General features: G+C 62.0%; 18 protein-coding genes and 1 pseudogene. 9 read left to right on the top strand and 10 right to left on the bottom strand.

Annotated features, from left to right (window positions below):
* Positions 1-72: 72 nt before the first annotated feature.
* Positions 73-585, top strand: a complete 513-nt coding sequence (locus tag HDC32_RS10550) for a multidrug/biocide efflux PACE transporter (protein ID WP_184743870.1) — start codon at positions 73-75, stop codon at positions 583-585.
* Here the strand turns inward: HDC32_RS10550 and HDC32_RS10545 are convergent.
* On the bottom strand, positions 484-1,242 hold the full coding sequence (locus tag HDC32_RS10545) for an SDR family NAD(P)-dependent oxidoreductase (RefSeq protein WP_131697827.1): 759 nt from the start codon (positions 1,240-1,242) through the stop codon (positions 484-486). The genes HDC32_RS10550 and HDC32_RS10545 overlap by 102 nt on opposite strands.
* Before the next feature lie 106 nt (positions 1,243-1,348).
* Here HDC32_RS10545 and HDC32_RS10540 point away from each other — a divergent pair, with 106 nt between their 5' ends.
* A complete protein-coding gene (locus tag HDC32_RS10540; protein ID WP_131697826.1) occupies positions 1,349-2,245 on the top strand; it encodes a LysR family transcriptional regulator in 897 nt (298 codons plus the stop codon).
* Here the strand turns inward: HDC32_RS10540 and HDC32_RS10535 are convergent.
* A complete protein-coding gene (locus HDC32_RS10535) occupies positions 2,242-3,159 on the bottom strand; it encodes a LysR family transcriptional regulator (RefSeq protein WP_184743867.1) in 918 nt (305 codons plus the stop codon). The two genes, HDC32_RS10540 and HDC32_RS10535, sit on opposite strands and share 4 nt — an antisense overlap.
* A gap of 104 nt (positions 3,160-3,263) precedes the next feature.
* Here HDC32_RS10535 and HDC32_RS10530 point away from each other — a divergent pair, with 104 nt between their 5' ends.
* The 3 genes from HDC32_RS10530 to HDC32_RS10520 are packed head-to-tail and all read left to right on the top strand — an operon-like array spanning position 3,264 to position 5,928.
* Positions 3,264-4,022 carry a 5-oxoprolinase subunit PxpA gene (locus HDC32_RS10530; RefSeq protein WP_184743864.1) on the top strand — a complete coding sequence of 253 codons (759 nt, stop codon included), beginning with the start codon at positions 3,264-3,266 and terminating at the stop codon, positions 4,020-4,022.
* 56 nt (positions 4,023-4,078) lie between these two features.
* Positions 4,079-4,957 carry an allophanate hydrolase subunit 1 gene (locus tag HDC32_RS10525; protein ID WP_184743861.1) on the top strand — a complete coding sequence of 293 codons (879 nt, stop codon included), beginning with the start codon at positions 4,079-4,081 and terminating at the stop codon, positions 4,955-4,957.
* Entirely contained in the window at positions 4,954-5,928 is a 975-nt protein-coding gene (locus HDC32_RS10520) for a biotin-dependent carboxyltransferase family protein (protein ID WP_184743859.1), read from the top strand. The genes HDC32_RS10525 and HDC32_RS10520 overlap by 4 nt, the downstream gene beginning before the upstream one ends.
* Positions 5,929-5,991: 63 nt before the next feature.
* Here HDC32_RS10520 and HDC32_RS10515 read toward each other — a convergent pair whose 3' ends face one another.
* Positions 5,992-7,608, bottom strand: coding sequence for an inorganic phosphate transporter (locus tag HDC32_RS10515; RefSeq protein WP_131697823.1), 1,617 nt, complete (start codon positions 7,606-7,608; stop codon positions 5,992-5,994).
* A gap of 341 nt (positions 7,609-7,949) precedes the next feature.
* Positions 7,950-8,969, bottom strand: a complete 1,020-nt coding sequence (locus HDC32_RS10510) for a transporter (RefSeq protein WP_131697822.1) — start codon at positions 8,967-8,969, stop codon at positions 7,950-7,952.
* A gap of 260 nt (positions 8,970-9,229) precedes the next feature.
* On the opposite strand from HDC32_RS10510, the pseudogene HDC32_RS32440 reads away from it, so the two are divergent.
* Both HDC32_RS32440 and HDC32_RS32435 read left to right on the top strand, forming a co-directional pair.
* Positions 9,230-9,973 (top strand): annotated as a pseudogene (locus HDC32_RS32440) (methyl-accepting chemotaxis protein); the annotation flags it as partial.
* A gap of 117 nt (positions 9,974-10,090) precedes the next feature.
* Entirely contained in the window at positions 10,091-10,858 is a 768-nt protein-coding gene (locus HDC32_RS32435; RefSeq protein ID WP_409438470.1) for a methyl-accepting chemotaxis protein, read from the top strand.
* Here the strand turns inward: HDC32_RS32435 and HDC32_RS10500 are convergent, their stop codons facing one another.
* The 3 genes from HDC32_RS10500 to HDC32_RS10490 form a co-directional block, all read right to left on the bottom strand.
* The gene (locus HDC32_RS10500) at positions 10,859-12,031 is read right to left on the bottom strand and encodes a GAF domain-containing sensor histidine kinase (RefSeq protein ID WP_131697820.1); all 1,173 of its coding nucleotides are present in this window, start codon (positions 12,029-12,031) and stop codon (positions 10,859-10,861) included.
* Positions 12,032-12,213: 182 nt separating this feature from the next.
* On the bottom strand, positions 12,214-12,522 hold the full coding sequence (locus HDC32_RS10495; RefSeq protein ID WP_145337923.1) for a PepSY domain-containing protein: 309 nt from the start codon (positions 12,520-12,522) through the stop codon (positions 12,214-12,216).
* Positions 12,523-12,622: 100 nt separating this feature from the next.
* Entirely contained in the window at positions 12,623-13,750 is a 1,128-nt protein-coding gene (locus HDC32_RS10490) for a glycerophosphodiester phosphodiesterase family protein (RefSeq protein ID WP_145337925.1), read from the bottom strand.
* 232 nt (positions 13,751-13,982) lie between these two features.
* Here HDC32_RS10490 and HDC32_RS10485 point away from each other — a divergent pair, with 232 nt between their 5' ends.
* Positions 13,983-14,306, top strand: coding sequence for a DUF2025 family protein (locus HDC32_RS10485; protein WP_027605634.1), 324 nt, complete (start codon positions 13,983-13,985; stop codon positions 14,304-14,306).
* Positions 14,307-14,375: 69 nt separating this feature from the next.
* Here HDC32_RS10485 and HDC32_RS10480 read toward each other — a convergent pair whose 3' ends face one another.
* A complete protein-coding gene (locus HDC32_RS10480; protein ID WP_131697818.1) occupies positions 14,376-14,699 on the bottom strand; it encodes an antibiotic biosynthesis monooxygenase in 324 nt (107 codons plus the stop codon).
* Positions 14,696-15,403, bottom strand: coding sequence for a CTP synthase (locus tag HDC32_RS10475; protein ID WP_131697817.1), 708 nt, complete (start codon positions 15,401-15,403; stop codon positions 14,696-14,698). The genes HDC32_RS10480 and HDC32_RS10475 overlap by 4 nt, the downstream gene beginning before the upstream one ends.
* 80 nt (positions 15,404-15,483) lie before the next feature.
* On the opposite strand from HDC32_RS10475, the gene HDC32_RS10470 reads away from it, so the two are divergent.
* Positions 15,484-16,365 carry a LysR family transcriptional regulator gene (locus tag HDC32_RS10470; protein WP_167655078.1) on the top strand — a complete coding sequence of 294 codons (882 nt, stop codon included), beginning with the start codon at positions 15,484-15,486 and terminating at the stop codon, positions 16,363-16,365.
* Between the two features lie 30 nt (positions 16,366-16,395).
* On the opposite strand, the gene HDC32_RS10465 is transcribed toward HDC32_RS10470, so the two are convergent.
* Positions 16,396-16,917 carry a DUF1003 domain-containing protein gene (locus HDC32_RS10465; RefSeq protein WP_145337928.1) on the bottom strand — a complete coding sequence of 174 codons (522 nt, stop codon included), beginning with the start codon at positions 16,915-16,917 and terminating at the stop codon, positions 16,396-16,398.
* Positions 16,918-16,941: the final 24 nt, after the last annotated feature.

Raw genomic sequence — 16,941 nt, 5'->3', positions numbered from 1 at the left:
GATGGTTATTGGTTATGAAGTATCGAGTCAAAGGCTAATGATGGCAACCGTCGTCACTCACGGAGCCGGGTCATGAACCCCACCAAGTCGATTACTGAACGCGTTTGCCAGGCCATTGGTTTCGAAGCCCTGGCGTTGTTGATCTGCACCCCGTTGCTGGCGTGGATCATGGACAAGCCTGCCCTGGAGATGGGCATGGTCACCCTGGCGATCAGCCTGTTGGCGCTGACCTGGAACGTGATTTTCAATGGCCTGTTCGACCGCCTCAAGGCGCGCCTGCAACTGGCCAACAACGGCTGGACCCGAGTGCTGCATGCCTTGATGTTTGAAGGTGGGTTGATCCTGGTGTGCGTGCCGCTGATTGCCGCCTGGCTGAACATCAGTCTGGTGCAGGCGTTTATCCTCGACATAGGCGTACTGCTGTTTTTCCTGCCGTACACCTATGTGTATCACTGGGGGTATGACGTGCTGCGCGACAAGCTCCTACAGAAACATGCCGCCCGACGCCTCGATACGCTGGCCCGTGATCCAGGCGCTACCGTCGGCGAGCAGGCTGGCGATGGCTCCGCCAATATCATCCGGTAACCCCGCGCGGCCCAAAGCGGTATTGCTAGCGACCATGGCGTTGAGCTCGGCGTTATCGCGCACCGCACCGCCTCCGAAGTCGGTTTCAATCGCGCCGGGGGCCAGGATGTTAACGCTGATGCCACGGCCGCCCAGTTCTTTGGCCTGGTAGCGGGTCAACACGTCCATCGCGCCTTTCATCGCGGCGTAGGCGGCGTAGCCAGGCAGGCTGAAGCGCGTCAGGCCACTGGAGACATTGAGGATGCGGCCGCCGTCGCGGATCAACGGCAACAGCTGTTGGGTCAGGAAAAACGGGCCCTTGAATTGGATCGCCACCAACTGATCGAACTGCGCTTCGGTGGTCTCGGCAAAGCTGGCGTGAATGCCGATACCGGCGTTGTTGATCAGAAAATCGAAGTGGTCCTGTGCGAAAACTTCCTTGAGTACCCCAGCAACGTCGTCGACAAAATCACCGAACGTCGCGCTTTGTCCCACATCCAGTTTCAGCATGGCAGCACGGCCGCCCAGCTGTTCGATCTGTGCGACCAATGCCTGCGCTTCATCGGCCTTGCTGTGATAAGTGCCGATGATGTCGACGCCTTGTGCCGCCAGGTGCAGCGCGGCGTTTTTGCCCAGGCCGCGGCTGGCGCCGGTGATCAATGCGATCTTACGGGTCATGGTGTTTTCCTCGGTGAGTGACTGTGGGAAGAAGTGTATTTGTCCGCTCATAACGTGATAAATAGCGCTAAACCGGAATCACTGGCCGAATAAGGCGAACAATCCCATGAACAAACTGGAGCTGCTGCGCACCTTTGTGCGCGTCACTGAGCTGTCGAGTTTCACCGGCGCCGGCGAGAGCCTGGGCCTGCCGCGCTCCACCGTGTCGGAGCATGTGCAGGCACTGGAAGAACTGCTCGGCGCACGCCTGTTGCAGCGCACCACGCGCAAGGTGCAGGCCACCCAGGACGGCCGCGTGCTGTATGAGCGCAGCAAGGATTTGCTCGCGCACATGGAAGAACTCGAAGGGCTGTTTCGCCAGGACGAAGCGCAACTGGCCGGACGGATTCGGGTGGACATGCCTAACGTGATGGCGCGGGACTTGATCCTGCCGCGTTTGCCGCAATTCATGGACGCGCACCCGCTGATCGAGCTGGAGATCAGCACCACCGACCGCCAGGTCGACCTGCTCGCCGAGGGCTTCGATTGTGTGCTGCGCGTGGGGGCGCAGCCGGACCAGAGCGTGGTGGCGCGGCTGCTGTGCAGCATGCCGATGATCAATTGCGCGAGCGCCACCTACCTGCAACGCTACGGCGTGCCGCAGACCCTGGCCGACCTGGCCGATCACCACCTGGTGCATTACGTGCGGCCGTTGGGTTCACGCTCGGCGGGGTTTGAGTACGTGCAGGGCAACAAGGTGCTGCGCATCCCCATGGCCGGGCGGGTCACGGTCAACAGCACCGATGCTTACAAGTCTGCCTGCCTGGGCGGTTTCGGGATTATTCAGGCACCGGCCCTGGGCATGGGCGAAGAATTGGCGAGCGGGGAGCTGGTGGCGTTCCTGCCGGACTATCCGGCCCCGTCGCTGGATGTGTCCCTGCTCTACGCCGGACAACGGCATTTGCCGCTGCGGGTGCGGGTGTTCATGGACTGGCTGGCGGCCATCCTGCATTCGCAGCTTTAACGCCGCGCCGACAGCTGTTGCGGCGCCAGGAAGGCATCGTGGAAGTAATCGCGAAACGCCTGCATTGCCGGGGTAAAGGTGCGCTCGCGGTGCCAGGCCAGTCCGACGCTCATGGGCGTGACGGGATCGGTGATGGTCAGGGTTTCGATGCGCTTGCCTTCCAGCGACCAGGGCCGGTGCACCAGGTCCGACAGGATTGCCACGCCGCTGCCATTGGCGACCATGCTGCGCACCGCCTCCACCGAACTGGTGCGCAGCCGCACCTTGGGTGTTTGCCCGGCCTGTTCCCAATAACGCATGGCGCTGTGTTCGGCCTCATCGACGGTGAGCAGGATGTACGGCTCCTGCGCCACATCTGCCAGGCTCACGGCGCCGCGTTCGCACAATGGGTGATGGCTGGGCAGCCATAAACGACGTTCCGAGTTGAACAGGATCTCCGAGACGATCGCCGGGTGGGTGAGGTTTGCGGTGAGGACCACGGCCATGTCGAACTGGCCGTCGAGCAGGCCCTGTTCGATAGCCTGGCGCTCCTGCTCGAACACCTCCAGCGTCACATCCGGGTGCCAGTGCTCCATGCGCTGCAGGTGATGGGGCAGGAAGTAACCCAGCACCGTGTAGCTGGCCGCCAGGCGCAGCACGCCGCTGGCGCGGTAGTCGGGCAACGGGCTGTTCAGCGCGTCGTCGACACTGCGCACAATCACGTAGGCGCGGTTGAGAAAGTGCCGCCCGGCATCGGTCAGGTTCATGCCCTGGGCCGAGCGCACAAACAACTGCACGCCAAGCAGGGCTTCCAGCTCCTTGATCGCCGTGGTCACCGCAGACTGGGAGATGTTCAGGTGAATCGCCGCCTGGGAAATCTGGCCGATTTCGGCGGTGGCGACGAAGTAGCGGATTTGGCGCAAGGTCAGGGACATGGCTTTATCTGATTTTCAGAAGATAGGCCATCTGATAATAGATCTTCCCAAGGGGTCAAGCCGCAGCCTACTTTCGAGCATTACCTTTTGGCGGAGCGTCCCCGATGCAGGCAGTGGATTTCAATTCAGACATGGGCGAAGGCTTCGGTCCCTGGACCATCGGCGACGGCGTCGACGCGGAGCTGATGGCCTATATCAGCTCGGCCAATATCGCCACCGGCTTCCATGCCGGCGACCCCGGCACCATGCGCCGCACCGTCGCGCGTGCCAAGCAACTGGGCGTGGCCATCGGCGCACACCCGGGCTTTCGCGACCTGGTGGGCTTCGGTCGTCGGCATATCAATGCGCCGGCCCAGGAGCTGGTCGACGACATGCTCTACCAACTGGGCGCCCTGCGCGAAATCGCCCGCGCCCAAGGCATGACGCTGCAACATATCAAGCCTCACGGCGCGCTCTACATGCACCTGGCCCGCGACGAAGAAGCCGCGCGCCTGCTGGTACAAAACCTGCAAATCATCGAGCCGACGCTGTTGCTGTACTGCATGCCCAACTCGGTGATCTGGCGCGTGGCCAAGGAACTCGGGCAACCGGTGGTGCGCGAATTCTATGCCGATCGTGAGTACGATCTGACCGGCTCCATTGTGTTTACCCGCAACGTACGTGCGCTGGATCCGGCCACGGTCGCGGCCCGTGTCCTGAGGGCGTGTCAGACGGGGCTGGTGCGTACCGTAGAAGGCGAAGACCTGTTTATCGAATTCGATTCCATCTGCCTGCACAGCGACACCCCCGGCGCACTGGAGTTGGTGGAAGCCACCCGTGAGGCGTTGGACCAGGCCGGCATCACCGTCAAAACACCCGAATAAGATCGTACATTTACTTTTTTGCCTGCCTTTCTATAACGATTCCAAGAGGAACAGACATGGCTGAAACGTCCCCCATTCGCTACAGCTTCGGCGGTGATGAACACCTGTTTGCCGAAGTCAGCGAGAGCATGTCCCTGCAGGCTTTTTTCAAGGGCATGGCCGTGACCCGTGCCGTGGAGCGCCTGGCGCTGGACGGCGTGCTGGATGTGTGCCTGGCCAATGCATCGTTCCAGATTCGCTTCGACCCCGACCGCATCGCCCCCCATGTGCTGCTCGACGCTGTGCAAAGCGCCGAAGCCCAGGCCGTGGCCGAACGCACCCTGCACACACGCATCATCGAAATCCCGGTGCTCTATAACGACCCCTGGACCCATGAAACCCTGATGCGGTTTCGCGACCGCCATCAAGACCCCAGCGCCACCGACCTGGAATACGCCGCACGCATCAATGGCCTGGCCGATGTCGAAGCGTTTATCGCCGCCCACAGCGGCGCGCCGTGGTTTGTCTCGATGGTCGGCTTTGTCGCGGGCTTGCCGTTCATGTTCCAGATGGTCGAGCGCGAGCGGCAGTTGCAGGTGCCCAAGTACCTGCGCCCGCGCACCGACACGCCGAAGCTGACCCTCGGCCATGGCGGTTGCTTCGGCTGCATCTACTCGGTGCGCGGCGCCGGCGGCTACCAGATGTTTGGCGTGACCCCCGCGCCGATCTACGACCCGGCCCAGCAGTTGGCCTACCTCAAGGCGCATATGGTGTTCTTCCGGCCGGGTGACATCGTGCAATTCAAACCTATCGACCGGGACGCCTACGACCTGGCCGTTGCCGAGGTGGAGGCAGGCCGTTTCGACCTGCGCATTCGCCCGGTGGAATTTTCCCTCGATGCGTTTCTCGCCGACCCCATCGGCTACCCGAAAACCCTGCAGGAGGCGCTGGCATGATCAAGGTTCTCAAACCCGGCCTCGCCACCTCTGTGCAGGACCTTGGCCGCGAAGGTTATTACCACCTGGGCATTCCGCCATCGGGTGCATTGGACCAATACGCCTTGAGTGCAGCCAACCATCTGGTGGGTAACCCGGTGGGGGCGGCCGGCCTGGAATGCACCTTGATCGGGCCCGAACTGGCGTTTCAACGAGATACCCTGGTCGCGCTCAGCGGTGCATTGATGTCGCCGCGCCTGGACGGTGAAGTGGTGCATCAGGACACCGCCTTTGAGGTGCGTGCCGGGCAGGTGCTGCGTTTCGAATTTCCCAAGGCAGGTGCCCGCACTTACCTCGCCGTCGCCGGTGGCATTGACGTGCCGTTGGTGCTCGGCAGCCGTTCCACTTACACCCTCGGTGCACTCGGAGGTTTCCACGGCCGACGCTTGCAGGAGGGCGATGAATTGCCCATCGGCAACGCCAGCGGTCTCGGACGTGCGGGCAACAGTTTGCCGATGGCGTTGCGCCGCTCGGTGGGCGGTGATGTCACGTTGCGCGTGGTGCCGGGGCTGTATTACGAGCGCTTGACCGCAGGAGCCAAGAGCAGTTTTTTTGCGGAGCCGTGGACGGTCGGTTCCGAGGCGGACCGCATCGGCTATCGCTTCAAGGGCGGCAGTGCGCTGAGCTTTCAGCCGCGTGAGCAGCCGTTTGGCGCGGGGTCGGATCCGTCGAATATCGTCGACAGTTGCTACCCGATTGGCTCGATCCAGGTACCGGCCGGGCTGGAGCCGATTGTGCTGCACCGCGATGCGGTATCCGGCGGTGGTTACGCGATGATCGGCACGGTGATCAGTGCCGACCTGGACTTGATCGGGCAGATGCAGCCGAACCAGCGGGCGGGGTTTGTGGCGGTGACCTTGGAGGAGGCGCTGGAGGCGCGGCGGGTCTACAAGAAACGGCTCAAGGCCATGGCGGGACTCTTCAACAACTGACACGACACACATCCAAATGTGGGAGGGGGCAAGCTCCCTCCCACATTTTCAATCTGGGTTGTGTCAGAACAGTTTGGTGAACAGCCAGTACAGGCTACCGGATAGCAGAATCGCCGCCGGCAAGGTGAGCACCCACGCCATCAGCAAATTGCGGATCGTCCGCATCTGCAACCCACCCCCATTAGCCACCATGGTCCCCGCCACACCCGACGACAACACATGGGTGGTCGACACCGGCAGCCCGAACATATCCGCTGCACCAATGGTCAGCATCGCCACGGTCTCGGCCGAGGCGCCCTGGGCGTAAGTCAGATGGGTCTTGCCGATCTTCTCGCCCACGGTGACCACGATGCGCTTCCAACCGACCATGGTGCCAAGCCCCAGGGCGATGGCCACGACAATCTTCACCCACAGCGGAATAAAGCGCGTGGCATCGTCGATCTGTTGCTTGAACAGTTGCAGCTTGTCTTGGGTGTCAGCGTCGAAATTGCCGACCTTGCCTTTGTCCATCAGGCGAATGGTTTCGCTGCTCAGGTACATATCGTTCCGCACGTTGCCCACGGCTTCGGCGGGAACTTTGGCCAGGGAACCGTAGCCTTTGACCTGGTCACCGATCTGGCCGGCGAGGGCGGCGAGGGCTGGAATCAACTCGGGCGTGGCTTCCTTGGTGCGCATGTAGGCCGAAAGAACCGGCCGAGGGTCTCCCGCCAACGCCAGCGGCGCCGTTTTCATCAGCGCCACCTGGGTCACTTCGGCGACTGCGGCAAATTGCAACGACTGCTCGGCCGGCATGGCACGGTTCAGCGCATAGGCCATCGGCAGGGTGCCGACCAGGATCAGCATGATCAGGCCCATGCCTTTTTGCCCATCGTTGGAGCCATGGGCGAAGGACACGCCGGTGCAGGTGACGATCAGCATGCCGCGGATCCACCACGGCGGCGGAGTGTCGCCTTTAGGGGCTTTGTACAGCGCGCGGTTTTTCACAAAGGCGCGCAGGGCCAGCAACAGCAAGGCGGCGAAGGCGAAGCCGATCAGCGGCGAGAGCAGCAGTGCATAGCCGATCTTGATCGCCTGGCTCCAGTCCACACCGCTGGTGCCGTCACGGCCGTGCATCAAGGCATTGGCCACGCCGACGCCGATGATCGAACCGATCAGGGTGTGGGACGATGAGGCCGGCAAACCCAGCCACCAGGTGCCGAGGTTCCATAGGATCGCGGCGATCAGCAAGGCGAAGATCATGGCGAAACCGGCCGATGAACCCACCTGCAAAATCAGCTCCACCGGCAGCAAGGCAATGATGCCGAACGCCACCGCGCCGCTGGACAGCAGCACACCGAGGAAGTTGAAAAAGCCCGACCACACCACCGCAAACTGCGGCGGCAGCGAGTTGGTGTAGATCACCGTCGCGACGGCGTTGGCGGTGTCGTGGAAGCCGTTGACGAACTCGAAACCCAGGGCGATCAACAGCGCCACACCCAGCAGCAGGAACGGTGTCCATGTGGTGAGCTGGGCGCCCATTTCGTGCATGTCGTGCATAAGGCTGTAGGCGGTAAACAACAGGCCCATGGCGAGTACGGCGAAGAAAACGATTACTGTCACCAGGCTGGGTTTCTTGTCCAGGCGCGGTTTTGAATCGACGGAGGATGAGTGCGTGGAAGCAGTCAGGGAAGGGGTGGCCATGCCGGGGCATCCGTGTGGAGAGGATGCCGTTCATGTTCGTTGCAGAATATTACAGCGATGCTGCCGCAAGTCATTGTTTAGGTCATTGGGTGTGCCACTGGTCTATAAATCGCTGGGGAGCCAAGGGTATCTACACAACTTTTCAGACCCAGGCACATCTCTCTGTGGCGAGCGGGCTTGTCCCGCGTTGGGCTGCGTAGCAGCCCCAGTAAAGAAGAACGCGGTGTATCAGACACTCTGTAGAGGCTGGTTTTGGGGCTGCTTCGCAGCCCAACGCGGGACAAGCCCGCTCGCCACAGCAGCGCTGTCTGCCGGGCTATCGGGGGAAGCCCCTTCCCATTTCAATTTGAAAACTTACGAAACGCCCAGCGCCCGGCAATCAATGTGAAGGTCGCCACCAGCGCCACCAAAATCCAGAACCCCTCCGGGTCCTGGGAAAGCGGCACACCGCCCACGTTCATGCCGAAAAAACCGGCGATGATGTTGATCGGCAACGCCAGTACCGTCACCACGGTCAGGGTGAACAGCGTGCGGCTGCTCTGCTCGTTGAGGTTGGCGGCGATCTCTTCCTGCAGCAGCTTGATCCGTTCGCCCAGCGCCGTCAGGTCGTTGATGATCAGCGCAAACTCCTCGGTGGATTTGCGCAATTCCTTTACGTCTTCCTTTTGCAGCCATTGCGGCGGGCGGTTGAGCAGGCGCAGCAGTGAACCCGGCTCCAGCGCGAGCAGGCGTTGCAGGCGCACCAGCACCCGGCGCGCCGCCCCCAGTTCCGCGCGGTTGGTGGACAGGCGCGAGGACAGCAACTGGTCCTCGATATGGTCGACGCTGATGCTGGTCTTGCGCACGATCTGCGTCAGCACTTCACCCTGGTCGCGCAGCAGGTGCACCAGCAGTTCCAGCGGTGAGCGAAAGTGTTCGCCGGCCTTCACCGACGAGCGCAACTTGTCCACCGAGTGCAAGGGTTGCAGGCGTGCGCTGATCAACAGCCGACTGCGGGCGCAGACCCACAGCGTGGAAATATCCGACGAGACCATGCTGCTGAAGTTGAACACCACGTCGTTGACCACCGCCAGCAAGGCTGAGTCGACGTGTTCGATACGCGTGGAGCGCGAGCCTTCGTGCAGGGCTTCGAAGAATTCTTCGGGCAAATCCAGGTTTGCCTGCATCCAACGCTCACAGGCCGCGTGGGCCAGGTTCAGGTGCAGCCATAGGAACTCTTCCGGATCGGCGGGTTGCTGCAAGGCCTGGAGCGCGGTGGCCGAATCAATCTGTTCACCCTTTTCACCGGGGCGAAAACGAAAACCGTAGAGCAAGCCAAACAGATCGGAATCCTGGTGGCTGTGGTCAATGCTGTGGTTCATGGAGGCTCGCAGAGAAAAGGCCTGTAGGACGTTTCACAGGTCGCGTGGCGAATCATTACAGGGATATTTGACAGTTTTATGACGGCTTTGAATTTATTTCTGTTGAATGACATTTTATTGACCGCTCATCAGGAATCGCTCAAGAGGGCTCTAGCACGGCCGATTCAGGCCATAAGCACCGCTGTGGACGGGTGGTGCCTCTGACGACAGGGAAGTCATGGCGTGCTAGCACCCTTTCCCCTGTTTCGAGGTTTTCCCCGATGAATGTTTTGCGAACCTCCCTGCGGGCACAGATCTTGTCGCTGCTCGGTGGCAGCCTGCTGGCGATGCTGTTGATCGCCCTGGCGTGTTTCAACTTTCTCTCCAACGGTGTGCAGAGTTACCGCAGTTTGCTCGAAGGGCCGTTGCTCACCTCCCAACTGATCGATGAAGCCAACCTGCAATTCAAGGTGCAGGTCCAGGAATGGAAAAACGTGCTGTTGCGCGGCAAACAGCCTCAGGACATGGAGAAGTACTGGGGCCAGTTCCAGGACCGCCAACGTGATGTCCAAGGCATCCTCACGCGCCTGGTCAGCCAGACCCGCAGCGACGCAACCTTGAGCCAACGCATCGAAACCTTGCGTCAGGAACACCAGCAACTGGGTGTCGCTTACCAGCGCGGGCGTGATGCCTACGTGGCGGCGGGTGCAGATCCTACTGCGGGCGACACGGCCGTGAAGGGCGTGGACCGCGCCGCCAGCGAGCAGATGAGCGCTCTCGTCAGCGACCTGCGCGAACAAGGCGCGCAAAAGTCACTGGCCATCAGCGCCTATGCCGAGCGCACGGTGATGGTGGGCCTGGCAATCATGCTGCTGTCGGGCGCCTTGATCGGCCTGTTCAGCCTGTGGCTGATCAACCGCAACCTGATTCTGCCGATCCGTGGCCTGATCGACTATGTCACCCAACTGAGCCATGGTCGTTTTGCCGAGCGCGTCACCAGCAAGCGCCAGGATGAACTGGGCCAATTGGCGGCTGCCGCCAATACCCTGCGCGACTTCCTCGCCGAAACCTTCAGTCGCTTGCAACGCAGCGCCACCGATCTGGTCAGCGCCAGCGGCGAGTTGAACTCGATTGCCGGGCTGATGGCCACTGGCACCCACGAGCAATTCAATCGCACCGACCAGGTAGCCACGGCCATGACCGAAATGTCGGCCACCGCCCAGGAAGTCGCCCGTCACGCCGCCAGTGCCTCGCGCGCCGCCGATGACGCTGACCAGTCGGCCCGCGAGGGCGCTGAAGTGATGAAGGTCACCATCGCCACCATCGGCCAGATGCGCACGGAAATCCTCAACACCGGCACGATCATCCGGCGCCTGGAAACCGACAGCGTGCGTATCGGCAAAGTGTTGGAAGTGATTCGCGGGATCGCCGAGCAAACCAACCTGCTGGCGCTGAACGCCGCGATCGAGGCGGCCCGTGCAGGCGAGGCGGGCCGCGGTTTTGCGGTGGTCGCCGATGAAGTCCGCAGCCTGGCGCAACGCACGGCGGCGTCGATCATCGAGATCAACCAGATTATCCATGCCGTGCAGACCGGTGCGATCGATGCCGCCGAGGCAATCGTCAGCGGCCAGTCGTGCAGCGATGACAGTGTGGAAAAAGTCAGCCAGGCCGGCGCCATGCTCGATCACATCACCCAGGCGGTGGAAGCGATCCGCGACATGAACCGCCAGATCGCCACGGCGGCCGAGGAACAGACGTCGGTGGCTGAGGATATTTCGCGCAATATCACCCAGATCACTACCGTGGCCACGGCCAACCTCGACAATGTGCAGCGCACCGAAGCGGCGAGCCACAACCTGCGTAGCTTGTCCGGCGAGTTGAATGAGGTGACCGCGCGCCTGAGCGCCTGATCAGCCGGTGGGCAGGCTGAACGTGAACACCGTGCCGTGCTCGGCGCTGGTGGACACGTTGAGTTCACCGCCATGGGCCTCGGCAATCTGCTTGACGATATACAGCCCCAGGCCCAGGCCGGTCTGGGGCGTGTTCGTCGCCGGGCGTGAGTAAGGCTCGAACAGACGGGGCAGGGCTTGGGCGTTGATCTGCCCGGGGTTTTTCACCGACAGATGGAAACGGCCTTGCTCGACCTGCGCATGCACCTCCACGGGGCCGTCATGGTTGCCATGGTGGATGGCATTGGCGACCAGATTGGAGAGCAACTGCGCCAGGCGGTCACGGTCACCACTCACCCCTTGCAGGTCGCCGATATCTGCGCGGATGACCCGCTGCGGATGCACGCTCTGCACCTCCGACACCACATGCTGCAATGCCGCCTGCAAACCCTGGCAATCGCCGATGTTCAGCGGGATGCCGGTGCCCATGCGGCCCCTGGCGAAATCCAGCACGTCTTCCACCAACTGCGCAGCGCGCCGGCCGCTGGTGAGGATATGCCGCACGAGGGTGTCGGTGGCCGGGTCCGCGTGCTTGCGCAGCAGCCGTTCGGCAGCGACGTTAATTGCAAACAGCGGGTTGCGCAGGTCATGGCCGAGCACGGCGATAAATTGCTCGCGCAGTTCGGCGGTGCCGCGTTCTTCCTGCAATTGTGCCTGGGTTTGTTGCGCGGCTTCTTCGGCTTCAATCTGCAACGACAGCACGCGGGCGAACGACTCCATGGTCGACTGGATCGTGCTGCTGCGCAGCACGGCTGGGTTGGGGTCCAAGGCGCAGATCGTGCCGAAAAAGCGCCCGTCGGTGCGGAACACCGGCACCGAAATATAGCTTTCGAAGTGATACAGGCGCGGCGTGTGGTGGTCGTGGTAGAGCGGGTCTTCGCTGGCCTTGTCGATCACCACGGACACATGTGAGCTGCGAATTTCGTGGCAGATCGTGGTGGTCAGGTCCAACTCGCCACCGATGCCGAGGCCGAAGTCCAGTTGGTCGAGCACGGCACAGGCGGTCCAGGTGTCGTCGGTCACTCGCGCCACCGCGGCGAAGCGCAGGCCGGTCATGTCGCTGATGACTTGGAGCATCGCGTGTACGGCACTGATTCGGCCAATAGTGGCGATGTCGGCGGCTTTTTGCCCCATGCAGCAGTCTCGCAAAGTGGTGAGCCAGAGGCTCAGGTCGAAGCCTGGGATTTTAGCGACCTTGTGTGGTGAAGGTGTAATTTCATTCACCGAATGGTGTTTTTTCCTACGCGCGGTTAGCGAGCGCGCATAAAAAAACCGCGCCACCCGGAGGTGGCGCGGTTTCAGGTGACGGGGGTCACTCAGGTGTCGAGTTTGTCTTCCAGTACGGCGCCGGTCTTGGCGTCGAGCTTGACTTCAAACTTCTTGCCGGCGGTGTCGGTCAGCTCAACTTCGTAGACCAGCACGCCACTGTTGTTGTGGTCCAGTTCGGTGTCGTTGATCGTGGCACCGGCATGTTTGGCCACGGCGGCAGCGTTGAGCTTGTCGAACGGCATCACGGCACCGGACTTGAGCAGGCCTTCAATGTGGTCCGGGCGAACATCAGCCTGGGCCAGGCCGGCGGTCAGGGTCAGGGCGGTGGCAGCGAACAGGGTGGTCAGGGTTTTCATAGTGTGCGTCCTTCTTCGGTGAGCTGTTTAAGTGGCGCCAGATTAACCGGCGCAACTTAACTCATCCTTAATGGCGCACTGACACCAATGCGCGACGCTCTCAGTACTTGTAGTCGTTCAGCAGGTCTTGCACGCTGGACGACGGCCAGCGTTTGTAGAACTTCAGCAGTTCGGCGGCGCGGTTGGTGAAGATGCCGTCGACGCCGGCTTTCATCACTTTGTCGAAGTCGACCGGTTCATCCACGGTGTAGACGTGCACCAGCAGGCCCTTGTCGTGGGTCAGCTTGTTCATTTCAGGCTTCACCAGGTCGGTATAGCTCTGGTCGCCGTGGTCGGTCAGCTCAGCCGATGGGCCGGTACCGATGGCGCCGAGGCTCTTGGCTTCGTCGACCCACTTTTCGAACTCTGCGGCGTCTTTTGGCTCTTGCTTGGCGTAGTAGGCGGCCTTGGTGGTTTCGCCGGATTCGGCGAAGGTCTGCGTGGATTTCGGCTCGATGCTGCCCGGGCCAACCCACAACAGCAGGATTTTCGGGGTGTTCGGCATTTCTTTCTGCAGCTCTTTCAAGCTGTCTTTTTCAAACGTCTGCAGCACCACACGGCCCTTGCCCTGGCCGACGCCGGTGTTGCTCTTGCCCAGCTTTGAGCCGGCGGAGCTCAACCAGCCTTTATCCAGCAGCTTGTTTTTCAGGTCGACTTCGATGCCTGGGAATTGCTTGGGCTCCTTGGTTTCGATGTACAGGCCGGGTTTGTGCTGCGGGTTGCCTTCGGCGATCTTGATGATGTCGTCCAGGCTCTGGATCTTCAGGCCGACGAAGCCAGGACGCGCGCGGTCCGGGTAGGCGGCGTTGAACCAGCTGCCGGCGTCGAGGGTTTGCAGTTCTTTCCAGGTGAACTCGTTGGCCGGGGCGTCTTTGCGCTCGGGGAACTTGGTGGCCACGTCGGTGGTGCGCTGCAGGTTGTTGTCGTGCAGGGCGAACAGCACGCCGTCCTTGCTGCGTTGCAGGTCCATTTCCAGGTAGTCGGCACCCAGGTCGCGCGCGACTTTGTAGGCGGCGGCGGTGGATTCCGGCGCGTCGTAGGACGCGCCACGGTGAGCGATCACGGCGGGGTATGGAATGCCTTCGTTTGTCGCCAATTCAGCCGGGCTGATCGGTTCGGCAGCCTGTGCCTGGCCGAAGCCAAGGGCCAGTGCGAGCAGCAGGGCGCTCTTGGAAAACGTGACAGGCATATGCGAAGTCCTTTCGTGGAGGTAGCTTTGAGAAGGCCTCCTTTTTAACAATTGATTGCGAAAGGCGCCATCACCAAACCGACATTAACGTGCGCATGTGCCAATTTCCTCGGTTTTTTTGCGCGGCATTGCAGTATTCTTGCTCGCAGCCGTCCCGCTAGAGGACGGTACTTTCCGCCACGCGTGTAAACCATCTTTCCAGTCCCTGTGGGACTTTTCAGTGAGGTTTACCATGCGCATCACCTCCGAGCTTATCTGCCAGGCCGCCGACCAACTCCACGGTTTTGTTGGCCTCAACCGCAAGACCGGCCAGTACATCGTGCGTTTCAGCGAAGATTCCTTCGGCATGGACGTGGCCGACGACGGCATCATCCCCACCGCTGAATTTGTCTGGCTGCCGGCCCCCGAGCAGACCATGACCCTGTCGCGCGAGCGTATCCAGTTGCTGCTCGACCAAAATATCGACGACCGCATCAACATCAGCGAACCGCTGCGCGTGTATATGAAACGGGTGGAGATTCCACAGATCAGTGCGCTGCGCAGTCTGGTGAGCTAGACGGCATAGGCGGTAAGCGAGCTTTCTGTGGCAAGCCCGCTCGCCACAGAGAGCCAGGCGATACGACGGTTACTGGCCTTGGAATGTGTAGGCCCGTTCCACCTTGCACACCCGTGTCTGAAACGCCGAGTACCAAGTGGCGCGTCCTTGTTCACGCACCGCCCGATGCTCGGCCTGCTGCTTCCAGGCCAGGATCGCGGCCTCGCTGCGCCAATACGACACGGTAATCCCCAGGCCATCCTCCCGCGCCGATTCCACCCCGAGAAACCCCGGTTGATCGCGAGCCAGCTCCAGCATGCGGGCGGCGGCCTGGCCGTAGCCTTGATCGCCGTCGGTGCGCAATGAGCTGAAGATCACTGCGTAGTAGGGTGGGGCGGGTGTCGTGGCGATCATGCGCACTGCTCCTGGCACGCCTTGAGCAGGGCAATCGCCAAGGGCGGCGTGATGCCCTTGAGGGCCGCGCGTTCAGGCTGGAACAGCGTGGCGACGAAGAACGGATGGTCGAGCAACTCCACCGCGCGCAGATCGCCGGCCGCATCATGCCCGCTGGGAATCATCTCGCGCTCGAGCAGTGCGTCGGCGAATTCGGGGTTTATGCCGTAGCGGCAGCGATAGCCTTCCTCGATATCAAGGCGGCCGTAGGCCTCGGCGATGCGCGTGTAGGGCGTCAAACGCAGGCTGTCGCTGGCGTCTACCAGGGCGCAGCTCAGGGGGGTGATCACTGCGCGTTCAGCGCCTGGCGCCAGTTCGCCATGTTCGGCATCGGCCCAGCCCAGCACGTTGCGGGCGTATTCCAGCACCGCGTGTTGAAAACCGCCGCAAGTGCCGAGGAAAGGTCGCCGCTGTTCGCGGGCAAAACGTATCGCCCGCAATGCACCGTCGGTGTCGCGGTAGGGGCTGGCAGGCACGCACCAGAAACCGTCGAAGCTGTGCAGTTCTGTGGTGGGCGTGAGGGTGTCGGTGTCGAGCCATTGCAGATGAACCTGCACACCGAGGGTTTCACCGGCCCGTTGCAGCGCGATGGGAATGGCCTGGTGTGCGACGACATCGGGGTTGTAATCGCCGATCAGGGCGAGGTGCAAGGTGGTGGCTTTCATCGGGTGCGTCCCATGGCTTGTGGTGTCCTGCCGTGCACTATAGATTGGCGCGCACGCAATCAATATTGGCGTTTGCCCACATGCTCAATGCAGCCACGCACTATCAAATCGATTACTCCGACCTGTCGCTGATCCTCGCCCTGGTGCGTGGCGGCACCCTGGCGCGGGCGGCGGCATTGTTGCGGGTAGATGTGTCCACGGTGTTCCGCGCGGTGCGACGGCTGGAGGCCGCGTTGGGCCAGACGTTGTTTGAAAAAAGCCGCGCCGGCTACCTGCCCACCAGCCTCGCCAGCAACCTCGCGCAGCAGGCCGAACGTGCTGAACAAGCGCTGGAAGCGGCGCGCATCGGCGTGGAGCAGGGCGGCGAGGTGATCAGCGGCACGGTGCGCCTGACCTGTACCGACTCGGTGCTGCAAGGGCTGTTGCTGCCGGCGCTGGCGCAGTTCATGCCGGACTACCCGGCGCTGACCCTGGAACTGAGCACCTCCAATGATTTCGCCAACCTCAGCCGCCGCGATGCCGACATCGCCCTGCGCCTGACCACGGCACCGCCGGAGCACCTTGTCGGCCGTTGCCTGGGGGGCGTTGCGTATCAGGTGTGTGCCAGCCCCTCGTATGCCCATCAACACGCCGCACGCTCGCTGGCGGACCTGGCCTGGATCGCGCCGGACGACTTCCTGCCCGACCACCCCACGGTGGCCTGGCGCCGCGAACACCTGCCCGGTGTACGCCTCAGTTATCGCTGCAACAGCATGTTGTCGGTCACCGAACTGGTGCGGGCTGGGTTGGGCGTGGCGGCGCTGCCGGATTTTCTGCTGGATGATGGCCTGCAACCCCTGGGTCCCGCATTGGCGGGGCACGACACGGCGTTATGGCTGCTGACGCGTCCCGATTGCCGGGCATTGCGCTCGGTGGTGACGCTGTTTGATGAGTTGGGACGGCATGTGCGGATGAAACCCTGACATCGCCCCTCCGACAATGGATACGCACAGTTACTGGGGTTTTCTTACGTAGTGCTCATGCATTTCGCACGTCAAGGTTTCGATGTGTTCGGTCAGTTGCTTGGTCATTTCCGTCAGCCGGGTGTTTTGCTCCAGCAATTCCAGCAGCTGTTTGGTGGTTTGCGCGGCCTGGGCCTGGCGTTCGGTATTGGCGATGGCCAGTGCTTCGCGGTGTTGCGCATCGGCGTCGGACTGGGCTTTGTCGCGGGCCGCCTGGCGCGTCTGCGCCAGCAGGATCAGCGGCGCGGCATAGGCTGATTGCAGGCTGAAGGCCAGGTTGAGCAGGATGAACGGGTACACGTCGAAGTGGGTGATGCCCGTTACGTTCAGCACCACCCACAAGATCACGATCGCGGTTTGCGCACCGAGGAAGGTCGGTGTACCAAAGAAGCGCGCAAAGGCCTCGGCCTTGAGGGCAAAGGTGTCGTTGCCAAAGGTCGGCGCCAGGTGGGCGTGGCGCCGGTGAAAGCGCAGGTGATCGACGGGGGCGGTTTCGGGCTTGTCGGGGGTCATGGTGGGCTCGGGTCATCAACGTTA

Source organism: Pseudomonas sp. JAI120, from assembly GCF_014207255.1.
Lineage (GTDB): Bacteria > Pseudomonadota > Gammaproteobacteria > Pseudomonadales > Pseudomonadaceae > Aquipseudomonas.
Note: the sequence above shows the minus strand (reverse complement) of the source record. Positions and strands in the feature narration are given on the sequence as shown.